A 16,399-nucleotide genomic window follows, 5' to 3' on the forward strand; every position below is an offset into this window, starting at 1 on the left:
GAGTACCGCATGAAGAAGTTCGTCAACGACCCGAAGAACTACGTGCCGGAGATGCTGGAGGGCCTGGCGCTGGCCAACCCGGACACCCTCCGCTACGTCCCGGACTACAACCTCATCATGCGGGCCGATGCCCCGCGTGCGGACAAGGTCTCGATCATCCAGGGGTCCGGGTCCGGTCACGAGCCCGCCCACGTCATGGCCGTCGGCCCCGGCATGCTCGACGCCGCCTGCCCGGGTGACGTGTTCGCCGCCCCGCCCACCGACTACGTCTACGAGACGATCAAGCTGCTCGGCACTCCCAAGGGCGTGCTGCTACTGGTGAACAACTACACCGGCGACCGGATGGCCTTCGACATGGCCCAGGAGCTCGCCGAGGCCGAGGACGTGAACGTCCGCACGCTGTTCATCGACGACGACGTCTCGGTCCAGGACTCCACCTACACCGTCGGCCGACGGGGTGTGGCGGGCAACTTCTTCGTGATGAAGGCGGTCGGGGCAGCGGCCGAGCGCGGTGCCGACCTCGACGAGATCTACCGGATCGGGGAGAAGGTCAACAGCGTCACCCGGACGATGGGCATGGCCCTCACCGCGTGCACGCCGCCCGCGAAGGGGGCACCCCTGTTCGACCTGCCGGCCGACGAGATCGAGATGGGCGTCGGCATCCACGGCGAACCGGGCCGCCGGCGGGTGAAGCTGATGCCGGCCGACGAGATCGTCGACGAGCTGCTCGACGCCGTGGTGACCGACCTGCCGTTCGAGTCCGGCGACCGGGTCGCCCTCATGGTCAACGGCCTGGGCGGCACCCCGATCAGCGAGCTGTACATCGTCTACCGGCGGGCCCACAACCAGCTCGCCGACCGCGGTATCACCGTGGGCCGCAACTACGTCGGCGAGTACTGCACGTCGCTGGACATGGCAGGCGCGTCGATCACCCTCGTCCGGCTCGACGACGAGATCGAGTCCCTGCTCGCCGACCCGGCGGAGATCGCGATCCGGGTGTTCTGACCGCTCACATGGAGTGCTGGACCTGCAGCGAGTAGATGACGACCTCGCCCTCGGCGTCGGGGCTGTCGCCCGTGTCGGTGTTGGACAGGACGTAGGCACCGGCCTTGAAGTACCACCCCGAGCCGCTCAACGGGATGTCGGTGGCGAGCTTGCCGTTGTAGAAAACCTGGATGTGGCTGTCGGCGGCGACGAGCTTGAGGTCGTACGGCGTGCCGAGCTTGTAGGCGGGGTCGATGGTGACCCTGGTGGAGTCCCTGCCGTACTCGGCCACGAGACGCTGACCGATGAGCCGGATCAGCACCACGTCGTTCTTGGCGTCGTGGATCTGGGCACCCACCACCTCTGGCTTGGCCGGGGGCAGCTTCGTGAAGGCTTCGCGGACGGTGAGCGTGTGGGTGCCGCTGGTGTTCGACCAGCTGGCCTTGTCCGCCCCTGTCATCTCGCGGAGCTCGGAGCGCGGGTAGTCGCTGCCCGACGTGGTCGCGCCGCCGGCGTTGGCGGCGAAGACCACGCCGTCCTTGGCGTCGTCGAGGTGGAACCAGGGCCCGCTGAACGTGGCGAGATCCGGTTGGTGGACCTGGTCCGGGTCGCCGTCGTCCCCGGTGGGCAGGGTGAGGTACCAGTTCGAGAGGTCGAGGAGATCGGCCGGGTAGCGCGCACCCGGCTTCGGCGGACCGCCCGGTTCCGGGGTTGCGGGGGCCGGGGTCGCGGGGGCCGGGGTGGTGCTCGACGGCGGCGGCGGGGCGGAGGGACCGGCGCACGCGGTCGCGATCAGCAGTACCGCCAGTGCCGCGGTCATCGGCATCATCCGCCGCATGGTCACCTTTCCGCTCGCCGGGCTACGCCCCGGTGCTGGCAGGGGAACGGAACGGTGCACCCTCATCGGTCGGTTCGTCCTCCGGGTGGTCGTGGCCGGTCGTTCGTTTCTGACGCGACGCGGACTAGTCCGGCGCATTCTTGATGTCGACGTCCCGGTTGTCGTAGACGCTGTTGTCACCCGCGGGGCTCGCGGCAGCGACGTTCAGAACGATACCGGTGCGGTTCTCGAAGATGGTGTTCTTCGAGAGTGTGAATCCGCCCTCGGTGTCGACGTAGAGGCCGTAGCGGACGTTCTCCCCGACCACGTTGTCGCGCACAGTGGTGCGTACGGCGTCGCTGACCAGCCGGAGACCGTCCTGCTGGTTGCCGCGCACCTGGTTCTGCTCCACCACGTTGTCCTGTCCGAGCGACACGCCCACGCCGGTCCCGTGGTTGTCGTAGACGCGGTTGTCACGGATCGTGTCGGTCGACGACTCGTTGATGTTGATGCCCTGGTCGGCGTTGCCGAACGACTCGTTTCCCTCCACGAGGTTCCGGTCGGAGTTCAGGTAGAGCACTATCCCGTGGTCTGCGTTGTTGTAGACGACGTTGTCGCGAATGATGCTGTCGGTGCAGTCATCGGCCAGGATGATCCCGTGTTTGCCGTTGTCGTGCACACTATTGCCCTCGATGCGCAGATCATGCGATTTCGTGTGCGGGTCGATGGCGTACAGCTCGTTGTCGTAGAACTCGTTGTTCTGCACCACGAGGCCGCCGATCTCGAAGGTGTAGAGCCCGTAGTACAGGTTCGAGACGATGCTGTCGGTGATCCGGCCACCGGTGCCCGGCAGGCGCCAGGACAGCCCGTACGACTCGACGTCGCTGTAGCCCAGGTAGCGCAGCTCGGCATGGTCGATCGTCATCTGCGAGCCGTCGCGGGCGAGCAGGAAGCTGCGGCCGTCGGCGTCGTCGGTGTCGACGCGGTTCTGCGTCACGTCCCAGGACGTGACGCAGGTACCGCTGATGTCCAGGCCGCCGCCGAGTGCCCGGACGGACACGAAACCGGCCGGGTCGCTGGTCAGCTTCAGCCAGTGGACGGCCGGCGCGGCGATCTGCAGCGAAGCGCCGGGGAGCACCTGGATGTTCGCGCCGAGCAGCCACTCGCCGGGAGCGACCTCGCGCAGTGCTTCCGGTCGCTTCACCGCCGCGCTCAGATCGGGCAGGGTGACGGCCTCGCCGCGATGGAGAGTGATCGTTTTCGTTGCGCTGTCGTACTGGACGTCCAGGCCCGCCGGCACGGTCCGGGCGGTCCGTGCGGTCTGGGCCACCGCAGGCGCCGGTCGGCTGCAGGGTCGTGCCGGATCGACCGCCGCGGTCGCCGGGACCACGCGGCGGACCAGAGGTGGTGGCACAGACGCGGAACAGGCGCTGCCCAGCAGGGCGAACGCCGCGACGACGAGCACGGCACGGACCGCGGTGGACGTCCGGGTCACTGGTCCGGACCCTGATGCGAACCGGGGCCGCTGAGGGAGCTGCCGGCGAGCTGCCTGCCGGCTCTCTGGGGCGGCGGCAAGCGGTGCTTCGGTCCGGGTCGGGGCCGAAGCCGGGCAGCGGTGACGCGCCGTTGCCGGAAGGCGTGCACCATCTCCAGCAGGATGGCCAGCAGGATCACGGGCACTCCGATCGCCCCGAGCAGGTTGAGGGGCGGCAGGCTGAGATCGTTGATCCCCTGCTGTCCGACCACGCCGCGGATCGCCTCGAGCGCGTGCACGCGCGAGTTGCTCAGCTGGACGGAACTGCCGGCGGCGGCGTACACCCCGGTGTCGATCGCGTCGACGCTGACCCGGTCGGCGCGGACGGATCCGGTCGATCGTGAGTAGATGCCCTGCCGGACGGAGCCGATCGACGTGCCGGAGATGCTGGTGGCCGCGGCGGCGTCGATACCCGTGCTGCCACCGACGATCCGGCCGCCCACGATCCGGGTGTCCGGAGTGAACGTCCGCACCCCGTCGGACGCGACGTGGTTCACCGTCATGTCGGTCACGACGACCCCACTCGTCCCTTCCGCCGTGACGATCCCGTCGTGCCCGTGGTTGACGAGGACGCCCGTGATCGCGACGTCGCTCGCGCCCCGTTCGACCCGCACGCCGGTGCGGGAGTCGTCGACCTGCACGGCGTCCAGCTGGACCTGGTGCCCGCCGACCGCGATGCCTGCGACCTCGGCGCCGGTGAACGTGGACTCGCGCACATCGAGACCGTGGGTGGTCTTCTCGATCACCATGCCGCGGAGGCCACCGGTGCTCCGCATCCGGTCGACCACCGTTCCGTTGCTGTCGACGTGGATGAACAGACCGATCGGCTGGTCGGTTGCGGTGAAGTCGGTGATGACGGAGTTGGTCGACCGGCTCAGATGCATCCCCCCGCCCTTGTCGGATGCGGTCGTGACCCCGTTGATCCGCGCGCCTTGCTGCCCGACGACGGCGACCCCGTAGTCGCCGTTGCCGGTCGTCGAGACGCCGGTGACGGGGCGGCTCGAGCTCACGCCGGTGACGAGTACACCGCTTCCACCGTTGCCCGTCGCGCGGATCCCGCTCATCGTGGTTCCGCGGTCGCCCCTCAGGACGACCCCGTCCGCCATCGAGTCGCTCGCGGTCACGTCCTGGAGCTGCACGCCCACCGATCCGGAGAGCTCGACGCCGGTGCTGTTGCGGGCCAGCGTGGTGCGGATCAGCGAGCCACTGCTGTCGGGGTTGAACAGCACGCCGGCCCGGCCCTGATCGATCCCGATCGGCTGCGTGCCGAGATCGCTGATCGTGGTGTCGGTGGCCTCGAGCCTGCCCCTCGCCGAGACCACGATGGCCGGTCGGCCGGCCGCCGTGGGTGGCAGCGGCTGCTGGGAACCGGGGTCGGCGGAGGTCACCGAGACGCCACGCAGGATGAGCCGGCCACCACCGGTGTAGAGCGAGGCGGCGTCGCCCGGCGTCGCTCCACCGACCAGCTTCAGGGTTCGCACGTCGCCGCCGGAGTCCAGCACCGCGCCGGGGGTCAGGACCACGGCTGCGCTGAGCGCCGCCGTGTTGCCGGCGACCGTCAACCAGGAGCTGGGCAGGTAGCGGTCGAGCGTGCTGATGACGGCGTGACCGGGAAAGGGTTGTCTTCTCATGAGCTGCCCGTCAGCGACCAGGTCGATGTTGTCGGGTCGGAGGATGACCATCCGGCGCGGCTGGCCGTGCGACTCCCACGATGCCCGGACACTGGCGGCATCCGCTGCCAGCTCGGCGGCTTTCCGGGCCGCATCGGTCCGGGTGTTCGGCTGGGCCGGGGCGGCCTCGGTGGGCGAGGGGCCCGGCAGGGGTGCTGCCGGCGTGCGGGGTTCCGGCACGGACGGGGGCGTCGGTTGCTCCGGTTGCTCCGGCCTGAGGGCCTGCGGCGGGGTGCGGACCGGCGGCCGGGCGGGAACTGCCCTCGCGGGTGGCTGCGCCGCGGCGGGTTCCGGTGCGGCGGGTTCCGGTGCGGGGGTCTCCGGTGCGTCGGTCTCTGGTGCGTCGGTGTCCGGCGTGGAGTCTTCCGGTGCGGAGTCTTCCGGTGCGTCGGACTCCGGTCCGTCGGTGTCCGGGGTGTCGGTGTCCGGCGTCTGGGCGGCCGACGGGTCCCCGCGTGGACCGAGCGGCCGGTGCGGGATGTCGCGCGGCCGGGGCGTTCCGTCGGCACCCCGGTCGTGCCGGTGGGGCGGCCGCCTTGCCCGCCGCGACGGATCGCGCCCACGGTCCGGACCCGCGGTGGGTGGTTGCGGACCGTCCGAGTCCGTGCCGGGCGTCTGCGCCGCCCCCGACGTCGCCGCCGCCCGGGCTGCCGGCGCCGTGGTCGTCGGACCGGCCGCGAGCGCCGCGCCGGGCGTCGCGGCGAGGGCGAGCAGCGTGGCGATCGCACACCAGGGGAGCAGTCGGCCGACCCGGTGTCGGCTCGGTCGGGTGCTGGTCATGCCGGTACCCCGTCCGGGGTCGACCCTGGCTGCTCGGTGCGGACGACCTCGCCGTTCTCGACGGCCACCTGCCGGGTGAGCCAGCGCTGCCTGCGGATGGTGAACAGGGCCTGCAGCTTGATCAAGGCCATGATCCACGAGACGACGACGTAGCCGGGGATGAAGAAGAACGAGGAGGGCCGGCGGCGCAGGTGGGGCAACAGCTTCGCCGACCGGCTGATCTGCCACCAGACCGCCAGGACACCGGCGAACACCCAGTTCCGGTTCACCAATGAGTGGATCATGAACGCCGGTCCGAACAGCAGGGTGAAGCTGCTGACGCCCTTGTCGACCATCGTGTAGGCGAGGAAGGGGTGCCGCCACACCCAGCGCCGCGACAGCGCGCGCAGATCGGAACGCCAGGTGTTGCGCGCCCACCTGAGCCGCTGGCGGAAGAAGATCCGCCAGCGGGTGGGGAAGGTCGACCACACCTCGGCCGTCCGTTGCATGTACGTGAGATGGCCGCGTTCCAGGATGAGGGTCGTCAGGCGCTTGTCGTCGCCCGACAGGCACGGCACGCCCCAGAACGTCTCGTGCATGAACTCTTCCTCGACCTCGAGCAGCAGCGCGCGGCGGTAGATCGCCGTGCGTCCGGACAGGCACGACACCGCCTGGCCGAGCAGGCTCTGGCTGGCGTTCTCGTCGAAGTACCGGTGATCGAGGAACATGTCGGTGATGCGGGCCAGGAAGCCCGAGGCCTCGTAGACGTTCTGCCGGGTTCCGACGCCTCCGATCCGGGGGTCCGCGAACGGCTTGCACACCTCGTCCGCGACGTCCGGCGCCCAGACGGTGTCGGAGTCGACGAGGGCGACCAGTTCGGTGCCGGCCGCCCGCCATCCCCGGCGCAACGCGTCCCGTTTCCCCGGCACATCAGTGATCAGCACCCGTACCGGGTAACGGCCGGCGACCTCCTGGCAGTCCGCGTCGGAGACGTCGATGACCAGGATGACGTCGTCGACCCTGTTCGCCAGCCAGGACTCGATCGCGGCGGCGAATATCTCCGGATCCTCCTGGTACACCGGCACGACCACGGTGATCGGCAGGCGATGGTCGTTCATCACCGGCCGGTACAGCACCGCGGGAATCCGCCGTACCAGCCAGCATCCCCACCGGATCAGACCGAGCACGCCGAGTGGCGTGCCCAGCACGTAGTAGTAGAAAGGGAGGGTCATGCCGTCGTGATGCCGGATGCCGCTTTTCCGGCGGCTTCGACCTCCTGTTTGACCACGTTTTCGAGCCGTTCGTTCGTTTCGACCACGGCCTGCAGCAACGGCATGTCGACACCGATCGCGTCGGAGTATCCGAGGAAGCCGCGGGTGTCCTTGGGCAGGCACGCTCCGCCGTAGGGGGCGCCGCCGCGGATCCCGTACTGTGGATTGATCGATCCTTCGGCGGACTTCGCGACCGTCGCCGCGATCGGGTCGAGGTCGAGCCCGATCTCCCGCGCGACGAGCCACATCTCGTTCCAGAAGCTGATCTTCGTGGCGTTGAAGATGTTGTGCGCACATTTGACGAACTCGGCCTCGGCCGGATCGGAGAACGTGCGCATCTCGCCACCGAACGGGGCGAGCAGCGCGCGCAGCTGAGCCACGGCCTGCGGGTCCCGGCTGGCGATGACGGTCATCCACGGGTGGCTGAAGTCCTCCTCCGCGGAGACCGCGCGCAGGAACTCCGGGTTCGTGGCCAGGCGGAACCCGTCACCGGCGGTCATGCCGGAGTTCTCCTCCAGCACCGGCCGCACCAGCTCTTCGGTGGTGCCCGGCGCCACCGTCGACCGCACGACGACGGTGTGCCGTGCGCTCGACCCGGCGAGGGCTCGGCCGACGGCGGCGGACCCCGCCGCGAACGCTCCCAGGTCGTACCCCCGTCCCGCGTTCGGCGTGGGCAAGGTCAGGAAGATGAAGGAGTCGGGCTCGGAGGCCAGGTCCAGCTCCGTGCGTGCGTCCAGGCCCTGGGCCCGGAGGTCACACACTCGTGGCACCGAGATGTCGATGAAGGTCACTGTGTTTCCGGCGGCCCGGAACCCCATGCCTGTCGCTGTTCCGACGACGCCGGACCCAACGACGAATACCCTCGATGGCTGCATTCGCAAGCCTCTCTCGCTCGGCACCGTGATCGATCACTGAGGAGTGTGAGTCTGCAGACCGGATCAAAGGCGCGCACACCGGTGTCGGGTCGCGCCGGGCGCCGGTTTGATCGACTTGTGCGGCGCCTTGGTCAACATTTTCCCAGCTCAAAGGTCTGGGTAGACGTCGCTCTTAGCGGAGCGCCGTTACTCGATGACGAACCGTGTATCAGTGGCCGCCGAGAATAGTGACCAACGCCATCCTCATCTTCGATCATCTCGCATTGCAATCATTTCATAGTGATAAGGTTTATGCGTCGGGCGACCGTTTGGATGCTGATTGTGGTCCCCTTTCGTCGCATTGATCTGCCCGGAGTGTTCCTCCCGCATTCGAGCGCGGCCGGCTCGCCGGGCGGGAAGAGACGATCTGTCCGGGATAACCCGGTCGGCGGCGATGTGCCGGACGTCCCCGCGCCGACCCGCCCCGGAACCGTCAGGCCGCCGGCCGCCGGGAGCGCCAGAGCAGCCACGCGAAGTACGGCGTGCCGATCAGCGACGTGAGCGCGCCCGCGGGCAGCTGGGCCGGCGCGATGACGGTGCGGCCGACGGCGTCGGCGAGCCCGACGAGCAGCGCGCCGAGCAGGGCGGCGACCGGGAGCACGCGGGCGTGCCGGGCCCCGACGAGGGCGCGCGCGGCGTGCGGGGCGACGAGCCCGACGAACGCGAGCACGCCGATCGCGGCGACGGCGGTGGCGGTGAGCAGCGCCGCGGCGCCCAGCAGCAGCACCCGGGTCCGGGAGAGCCGGATGCCGAGCACCTGCGGGGTGTCGTCGTCGACGGCGAGGAGGTCGAGCTCGTGACGCCGCCCGGCGAACAGCGCGAGGGCGAGCAGCAACGCACCGACCACGGGCAACACCTGCGGGAACGTGCGCCCGTACGTCGAGCCGGCCAGCCAGGTGAGCGCCTTCGTCTCGTTGAACGGGTCGGTGGACACGATCATGACGGTGATGAGCGCCATGGCCCCGTAGGAGACCCCGACGCCGATCAGGACGAGCCGGTCGGACGCCATGCCGCCACGCACGGCGAGCCCGAACACGAGTGCGGCGGCGAGCAGCGCACCGAGCGCGGCGCTGCCGGCGAGCGTCCAGACCCCGACGGCCGGGACGACCGTGATCACCACGACGGCCGCGACCCCCGCGCCGCCGCTGACGCCGAGGAGAGCGGGCTCGGCGAGCGGGTTGCGGCAGACCGCCTGCACGGCCGTGCCTGCCACCGCGAGCCCGGCTCCCGCGAACAGGGCTGCGACCACGCGCGGCACCCGCGTGTCCAGCACGAACGTGGTGATCGGGCCGGCGCGACCGGTGAACCAGTTGAGGACGTCGCCTGCGAGGAGCAGCGTGTCACCGAGCAGCAGGCCACCCGCGGCCACGACCGCGGTGGCGGCGAGTGTCACGGCGAGCACGACGAGGAAGCCCCGGCGGTCACGCAGCCGCCCCGGGTGCGCGGCGGCGACCTGCCGCACCGGGCCCGACTCGCGGAACCGGCGGGCCACGGCCACCAGGACGACCGCACCGAAGAGGGTGGTCACCACCCCCGTCGGCACCTCGACGCCGCCCTGCCCGCCGAGCACGAGCCGCACGAGCACGTCGGCCGCGAGCACCACACCGACCCCGGCCAGCGCGGACATGGGCAGCAGCACCCGGTGCCGGCGCAGCCCGGGAACGAGCGGCGCGACGAGCCGGAGGACGGCGGGCGCGCACAGGCCCACGAAGCCGACCGGGCCCGCCACCGTCACCGCGGAGGCGGAGAGCAGCACCGCGAGCACGGTCACGAGCACGCGGGTGCGGCGGACCGGGACGCCCAGCACCGCCGCGGTGTCGTCGCCGAGGCCGAGGACGTCGAGCCTGCGGCCGAGCCCGACGAGACCGGCGAGGGCGAGCAGCACGACCGGACTCATCCGGGTCACCGCGTCGAGCCCGGTCTGCGCGAGCTGACCGCTGCCCCAGGCGTAGAGCCCCGAGGTCTCCTGCGAGAACAGCAGCAGGAGCACGCTCGTGAGCGAGAAGAGCGCGAGTGCGACCGCGGACCCGGCCAGCACGAGCCGGGTCGGCCCCGTGCCGCCGCCCGACAGCGCGAAGACGAGCGCCGCGGCGGCGAGACCGCCGGCGAACGCGAGCAGTGCCGACAGCTCGACGGGCACGACCAGGCCGAACGCCGCGGCGGCGACGACCGCGAAGTACGCGCCCGCGTCGACCCCGAGGGTGTCCGGCGAGGCGAGCGCGTTGCGGCTGACGGACTGCAGCACGGCGCCTGCCGCACCCAGCGCCGCCCCGACCACGACGGCGGCGAGCAGCCGGGGCACGCGCGAGGCGACCAGCACCGCGGCGGTCCCGTCGGTGCCCGATCCGGTGAGCAGCGCCAGCAACTGGCCGACCCCGACACCCGATGTGCCCTGGGTGAGGTGCACGGCGGCGAGCAGCAGCACCGCGCCGACCCCCAGCACGGCAGCGGCGGCGACGCGCGACGGCACCGCACGCGGCGCCGGCCGCGGGTCGGCGGAGACCTCCGAGACCCCGGCCCTGCCCACCGTCTCAGCCGGCCAGTGCCGCGGTGACGGCGTCGACGTACTGCCTCATCGATGCCGGCCCGCCGAACATCCAGATCCCGTCCGGGAGCCGCGTGACGTTGCCGGCCTGCACGAACGGCAGCGACGCCCACACCGCGTTGCCCGCGAGCCCGTCGACGAAGGGGTCGGGGCCGTCGGCGTCGTTGGCGTAGTAGACGAACTCGACGTCCCCGAGCGTGGTCAGGCCCTCGACGTCGGTCGTGGCGAGGCCGTAGTCGGCGTCGCCGGAGAGTGGCCACGCGTTGACGAGGCCGAGCTCCTGCGACACCGACTCGACCAGCGATCCCTCGGTGAACGGGCGGATCGAGAGGCGCCCACCGTCGAGGTAGCCGTCGGCGAAGGCGAACCGGCGCCCGGCCAGGCCGGCTGCCGCCAGCCGCGCCGCGCCGTCGGTGAGTGCGGTGTCGAAGTCGGCGAGCACGCGCTGCGCAGCGGCCTGGGTGCCGGTGAGCGTGGCGACCAGCTCGACGTTGCGGCGCATCTGGCCGATGCTGTCGGAGGCGTCGGCCGGACGCACGAGCACCACGGGCGCGATCGCCTCCAGCTGCGTGACGGCGCCATCGGGCAGGTCGGTGGTGGCGAGGACGAGGTCCGGGCGCAGGGCGGCGATCGCCTCGACGCTCGGCTCACCCCGCACCCCGACGTCGGTGACATCGCCTGCCAGCGGTGCGGCCTTGACCCAGTTGGTGTACCCCTCGACGTCGGCGACACCGACCGGCGGCACGCCCAGCGAGACCAGGTGCTCGGCGACGTTCCACTCGAGCCCGACCGGCCTGGTCGCCGGACCGTCGAGGGTGACCTGCCGGCCACGTCCGTCGGTGACGGTGATGGGTGCGCTGTTGCCGGTGGTGGGTGTTGACCCCGCGTCGTCCGGCGCCTCCGTGGTGCCGCAACCGGCGAGCGCCACGGCGACCAGGACGGTCACCGCCGCCCCTGGACCGCGCCGCCAGGATCGTCTCATCTGGTCTCCTCCGTACTTCCCGCTGTCGCGGTTCCCTTCCTGCGCGTGCTGTGCCGGCCCACCGGCCGGATGCGCAGGGACTCCGTGACCGGGTCGTGGTCGACCGCGACCTCGATCCCGTAGGCCGCGGTGAGGATCTCGCCGGTGAGCACGGCCTCCGGTGGGCCGGCGGCGCGCACCCGCCCGTCGGCGAGCAGCGCGACCTCGTCGGCGACGGCAGCGGCGTGCTCCAGGTCGTGCAGCACCACGCCGACCGCCACCTGGTCGTCGTCGGCGAGATCGCGCATCAGTTCGAGCATCTCGACCTGGTAGCGCAGGTCGAGGTGGTTGGTCGGCTCGTCGAGCAGCAGGACGCCCGTGTCCTGGGCCAGGCAGCAGGCGAGCCAGACGCGCTGCAGCTGGCCGCCGGACAGCTCGTCGACGGGGCGGTCGCCGATGCCCGCCACGCGGGTCGCCTCCATCGCTCGCGCCACCACGGCCGGGCCGGCGACGTCCTCGCGGCCGAACCGGCCGCGGTAGGGGTGGCGGCCGAAGCCGACCACATCGCGCACCGAGAGGCCGACCGGCACCGGCCGGCTCTGCGCGAGCAGGGTGACGCGGCGGGCGAACTCGCGGCGGGTCAGGGCGAGCGCATCCAGCGCTTGGGGATCGCGGTCGCCGCCGATCAGGATCTGCCCGCTCCGGGGCCGGTGCAGCCGCGCGAGCGCCCGCAGCAGGGTCGACTTGCCGCTGCCGTTCGGTCCCACCAGCGCCGTGACGAAGCCGGAACGCAGCCGGACGCCGGCCCCGTGCACGACGTCGACGCCGTGGTAGCCGAGGTCGAGTCCGACGCCGTGCAGCTCGGTGGCCGGTCGGGGAGCGGGGAGCACGAACGGAGGATAGGCTACCTTTACTTGAGCGCAAGGGGGGCATTGATCAGATGCGCACGATCAGTAGTGAGTCCGAGCTCCGCGAGTACGTGCGCGACCCCTCGGCCGCGATCGCGGCCAAGGCGATCGATCACATCGACGACGCGTCCGCGCGGTTCATCGCCGCCAGCCCGATGTTCATCCTCGCCACCAGCGGGGCCGACGGGTCGTGTGACGTCTCGCCGCGTGGCGACCCTGCAGGCAGCGTGCTCGTGCTCGACGCCAGGACGCTCGCGTTCGGCGACCGCAAGGGCAACCGCCGCCTCGACAGCATGCGCAACATCCTCGGCAACCCCGCCGTGGGAATGCTCTTCATCGTGCCCGGGGTCGGCGACACGCTCCGGGTGAACGGCACCGCCCGGGTGGTCGCGGAAGCCCCCTACCTGCCCCGGCTGACGGTCGCCGGAGTCACCCCGGACCTCGCGATCGAGGTCACCGTCGACGAGCTGTTCCTGCACTGCACGAAGGCGTTCGCGCGGTCGGCGCTCTGGGATCCGGAGACGTGGCCCGCCGCGAAAGACGTGCCGTCGGCCGGGCAGATGGTGCGGAGCCAGCACGGCGTTCCGGCGCCGGCCCGGGTGATCGATGCGGCATTGCGCCACGACGCCCGCGTCAACCGATACTGAGCGGATGGACGATCACGGGGACGGCGCGCTCCTGCTGCGCTCGGCCCGGGTGGCGGGCCGGATCGTGGACATCACGATCGAGGCAGGCGTCGTGACCGCGCTCGGCCCGGAGCTGACCGCATCTCGTGGCGCCGAGGTGGTGCCGCTCGACGGGCGCAGTGTTCTGCCCGGGTTGTGGGACAACCACGTGCACTTCGACCAGTGGACGCTGGCGCGCCGTCGGCTCGATCTCGGCTCGGCGCGGTCGGCAGGCGAGGTCGTGGAGCTGGTGGCCCGGCGGATGCGCACCGACCCGCCGGAGCGGGACACCGCGCTCGTCGGCGTCGGGTTCCGGGATGCGCTCTGGCCCGACGCGCCGCATCGCGCCCTGCTCGACCCGGTAACCGGCGGGACACCGGTCGTGCTCGTCTCCGCCGATCTCCACTGCTGCTGGCTGAACTCCGCCGCCGCGCGGACCTACGGCTGGGCCGCCCCATCCCACCGGGGTGCTCCGGGAGACCGACTGGCACCCCATCATGGAGGACACCCGGAAGGTGCCGGCGCACCTGCTCGACGTCTGGGCGCGCGAGGCCGCGCAGGAGGCGGCGGCGCGGGGAGTGGTCGGCATCGTCGACTTCGAGGCGCCGTGGCAGCTCGACGCCTGGGCCGGCCGGGTCGCCCGCGGCTGTACCTCCCTGCGGGTCGTGTCGTCGGTGTGGCCGTCCCATCTCGATGAGGCGATCTCGCGCGGGCTGCGCACCGGCGACCCGATCCCCGGCACGGCCGGACTCCTCACCATGGGCCCGCTCAAGGTCGTGAGCGACGGGTCCCTCAACACCCGCACCGCCTACTGCCAGGACCCCTACCCGGGACTCGAGGGAACGGCGCACCCGTGCGGCGTCCTGCTCGTGGCGCCCGAGGATCTCGTGCCGCTGCTGCGCCGGGCCACTGCCGCCGGGATCGACGTCGCGGTGCACGCCATCGGCGACCGGGCGAACACCCTCGCGCTCGACGCGTTCGCCGCCAGCGGTGCCCGCGGCCGTATCGAGCACGCCCAGTTGCTGTCCGAACCCGACGTGGCCCGGTTCGCCGAGCTCGGGGTCGTCGCGAGCGTGCAGCCCGAGCACGTCGTCGACGACCGCGACGTCGCCGACCGCTACTGGAAGGGGCGGACCGGCCGCGCCTTCCCCTACCGTTCGCTGCGGGACGCCGGGGCCGGGCTCGTGCTCGGGTCGGATGCCCCGGTCGCCCCGCTCGACCCGTGGGTCGCCATCGCCGCCGCCGTCCGTCGCAGCGCCGACGATCGGCCGAGCTGGCACCCCGAGCAGGAGATTCCCTTCGACGTCGCGCTCGCCGCGTCGAACGGGCCGGACGGACCGGTCGGCGTCGGCAGGCGGGCCGACCTGATCGTCACCGAGGACGACCCCGCAGAGCTGGATGCCCCGGCGCTGCGCACGTTGCCGGTGGTGGGGACGATGGTCGGCGGCCGCTGGACGCACCGGGCGGGCCTGGACGCGCGGTGATCGGGGGGTCGCGACCTCACTGCTACCGGACCGGTCATTGAGTTCTTCGTTACGTTGTCTTTACTGTGCGCGATCTTCCAGTTACGCCCGTTGGACATAGTGCGTGGGTCCGCTCGGCGGTCCAGTTCCAGGGCGAACGGAGGCGCAGCCGCACCGACTCATTGCCTTCAGGTCGAAGTCTGCCGCGAAGGATTGCCGTTTCGCCGGCCATTCGCTCTCGACCGGGGCCGATTGTCGCCATCGCCGCCACCGATCCGCTGACCACGAAGAGGAGATGGCCGTGCCCAGTATCACCTACGTCAACGACGACGGCTCACAACAGACCGTCCAGGTGGCTGTCGCCACGAGCCTGATGAAAGCCGCATTGGCCAACCAGGTGCCGGGAATCGTCGGTGAATGCGGGGGCTCGGCCACATGCGGCACCTGCCATGTCTACCTGGACCACAGCACCGAGCAGTTCGCCCCGCCCTCGGACGACGAGGAGGACATGCTGGAGTGGACGGCCGCCCCGCGGGCGGAGAACAGCCGGTTGAGCTGCCAGCTCGTACCCACCCAGGACGGCGCCGAGCTGGTCGTCCGCGTCCCGGTGAAGCAGGTGTGAGGTGAGCGGTGTCGTGCTGGTCGGCGCAGGGCACGCCGGTGTGGAAGCCGCGGCCGCACTGCGCGCGGGCGGCTACCCCGGGCCGGTGACGGTGGTCGGCGCCGAGGGGCGCACCCCGTACGAGCGGCCGCCGCTGTCGAAGGAGATGCTCGACGACGGCGCGGACCCGGCCGCGTTCTCGTTGCGTCCCGAGGCCTTCTTCGACGACCGCCGGATCTCGCTGATCGCCGGGCCGGCGGTCGCCGTCGACCGGGCCAGGCGGGTGGTGGAGCTCGCGGGCGGCCGGTGCGTGGGTTACGACCACCTGGTACTCGCCACCGGCGCCACCCCGCGCCGGCTCGACCTGCCCGGCGTGGCGCTGCACGGGGTGGCCGAGCTGCGCACGCTCGACGACGCGCTCGCGCTGCGCAGCTCGCTGGCCGGGGCCAAGCGGCTGGTCGTCCTGGGCGGCGGGTTCATCGGCATGGAGATCGCGAGCGCGGCGCGCAAGCGTGGTGTCGACGTGTCCGTGCTCGAGGTGAACGACCGGGTGCTCAGCCGGGTGGTGACCCCGCCGGTGTCCGACGCCGTCGCCGCGCACCACCGCGCCGAGGGGGTCCGGCTGTGCCTGGGTGAGCGAGCGGCGAGGGTGGTCGGCCGCGACGGCCGCGCCACCGGGGTGATGACCGACCGCGGCACATTGCTGCCTGCGGACCTCGTCGTGCTCGGCGTGGGCGCGACCGCCGAGGACGGCCTGGCCGCTGCGGCGGGCCTGGCCACGGACAACGGCGTGCTGGTCGACCCGTGGCTCACCACCTCCGACCCCCGGATCAGCGCGATCGGTGACTGCGCGGTGGTGCGCGACCCGGCCACCGGAACGGCCCGGCGGCTGGAGTCCATCCAGAACGCGACCGATCAGGGGCGCTACGTCGCCTCACGCATTCTCGGCGAGACGCGGCGCTACCACGCGGTGCCGTGGTTCTGGAGCAACCAGGGATCGCTGAAGCTGCAGCTGGTCGACGTCGCGGGGGAGCACGATCGGCGGGTCGTCAGCGGCGGCGCAGCGCGCTTCTCCGTCCTCTGCTTCCGGAACGGACTCCTGACCGCGGTCGAGTCGGTCAACGACCCGGGCACCCACCTGGCGGCCCGCCGGCTGCTGGACCGCATGACCCCCACCGAGTCCGAGCTGCTGGACGTCGACTACAACCTGCGGGCACTGGCCCGCCGCGTGATCGCCGGGGAGTCCGCCGTCGCGTGACAGCCGGGGCGAGCCCCGGGGAAGTTCAGGAAAGCCACTTTCAGGCCCT

The 16,399-nt window shown here is 71.6% G+C and carries 12 protein-coding genes and 1 pseudogene; 5 read left to right on the forward strand and 8 right to left on the reverse strand.

From position 1 onward, the window contains the following. The first annotated feature begins 9 nt into the window (after positions 1 to 9). Positions 10 to 1,005, forward strand: coding sequence for a dihydroxyacetone kinase subunit DhaK (dhaK, locus tag ACQPZA_RS07135; RefSeq protein ID WP_169396000.1), 996 nt, complete (start codon positions 10 to 12; stop codon positions 1,003 to 1,005). A 4-nt stretch (positions 1,006 to 1,009) separates the two neighbouring features. Here the strand turns inward: dhaK and ACQPZA_RS07140 are convergent, their stop codons facing one another. The 8 genes from ACQPZA_RS07140 to ACQPZA_RS07175 form a co-directional block, all read right to left on the reverse strand. Further along, on the reverse strand, positions 1,010 to 1,813 hold the full coding sequence (locus ACQPZA_RS07140) for a polysaccharide lyase family 7 protein (protein WP_433279455.1): 804 nt from the start codon (positions 1,811 to 1,813) through the stop codon (positions 1,010 to 1,012). Between the two features lie 133 nt (positions 1,814 to 1,946). Then, a complete protein-coding gene (locus ACQPZA_RS07145) occupies positions 1,947 to 3,296 on the reverse strand; it encodes a right-handed parallel beta-helix repeat-containing protein (RefSeq protein WP_433279457.1) in 1,350 nt (449 codons plus the stop codon). Continuing rightward, positions 3,293 to 5,785, reverse strand: coding sequence for a right-handed parallel beta-helix repeat-containing protein (locus ACQPZA_RS07150; protein WP_433279459.1), 2,493 nt, complete (start codon positions 5,783 to 5,785; stop codon positions 3,293 to 3,295). Before ACQPZA_RS07150 ends, ACQPZA_RS07145 begins: the two co-directional genes overlap by 4 nt. After that, a complete protein-coding gene (locus ACQPZA_RS07155) occupies positions 5,782 to 6,996 on the reverse strand; it encodes a glycosyltransferase (protein ID WP_169395896.1) in 1,215 nt (404 codons plus the stop codon). The genes ACQPZA_RS07150 and ACQPZA_RS07155 overlap by 4 nt, the downstream gene beginning before the upstream one ends. Next, positions 6,993 to 7,910: a hypothetical protein gene (locus ACQPZA_RS07160; RefSeq protein WP_433279461.1), complete on the reverse strand. Its 918-nt coding sequence runs from the start codon at positions 7,908 to 7,910 to the stop codon at positions 6,993 to 6,995. Before ACQPZA_RS07160 ends, ACQPZA_RS07155 begins: the two co-directional genes overlap by 4 nt. 472 nt (positions 7,911 to 8,382) lie before the next feature. Then, positions 8,383 to 10,476 carry an iron ABC transporter permease gene (locus ACQPZA_RS07165; RefSeq protein ID WP_433279462.1) on the reverse strand — a complete coding sequence of 698 codons (2,094 nt, stop codon included), beginning with the start codon at positions 10,474 to 10,476 and terminating at the stop codon, positions 8,383 to 8,385. 4 nt (positions 10,477 to 10,480) lie between these two features. After that, complete coding sequence (locus ACQPZA_RS07170; RefSeq protein ID WP_433279463.1) at positions 10,481 to 11,476, reverse strand: ABC transporter substrate-binding protein; 996 nt, start codon at positions 11,474 to 11,476, stop codon at positions 10,481 to 10,483. After that, positions 11,473 to 12,345: an ABC transporter ATP-binding protein gene (locus ACQPZA_RS07175; protein ID WP_433279465.1), complete on the reverse strand. Its 873-nt coding sequence runs from the start codon at positions 12,343 to 12,345 to the stop codon at positions 11,473 to 11,475. Before ACQPZA_RS07175 ends, ACQPZA_RS07170 begins: the two co-directional genes overlap by 4 nt. Positions 12,346 to 12,395: 50 nt before the next feature. Between ACQPZA_RS07175 and ACQPZA_RS07180 the strand changes: the two genes are divergently transcribed. The 4 genes and pseudogenes from ACQPZA_RS07180 to ACQPZA_RS07195 all read left to right on the forward strand — a co-directional run bounded on the left by ACQPZA_RS07180 (position 12,396) and on the right by ACQPZA_RS07195 (position 16,350). After that, a complete protein-coding gene (locus ACQPZA_RS07180; protein WP_433279467.1) occupies positions 12,396 to 13,010 on the forward strand; it encodes an MSMEG_1061 family FMN-dependent PPOX-type flavoprotein in 615 nt (204 codons plus the stop codon). A 4-nt stretch (positions 13,011 to 13,014) separates the two neighbouring features. Then, positions 13,015 to 14,512 (forward strand): annotated as a pseudogene (locus ACQPZA_RS07185) (amidohydrolase). Between the two features lie 280 nt (positions 14,513 to 14,792). Continuing rightward, on the forward strand, positions 14,793 to 15,113 hold the full coding sequence (locus ACQPZA_RS07190) for a 2Fe-2S iron-sulfur cluster-binding protein (RefSeq protein WP_433279469.1): 321 nt from the start codon (positions 14,793 to 14,795) through the stop codon (positions 15,111 to 15,113). A gap of 1 nt (position 15,114) precedes the next feature. Further along, on the forward strand, positions 15,115 to 16,350 hold the full coding sequence (locus tag ACQPZA_RS07195) for an NAD(P)/FAD-dependent oxidoreductase (protein ID WP_433279471.1): 1,236 nt from the start codon (positions 15,115 to 15,117) through the stop codon (positions 16,348 to 16,350). Positions 16,351 to 16,399 lie beyond the last annotated feature (49 nt).

This window comes from Pseudonocardia xinjiangensis (assembly GCF_050948425.1).
Lineage (GTDB): Bacteria > Actinomycetota > Actinomycetes > Mycobacteriales > Pseudonocardiaceae > Pseudonocardia > Pseudonocardia xinjiangensis.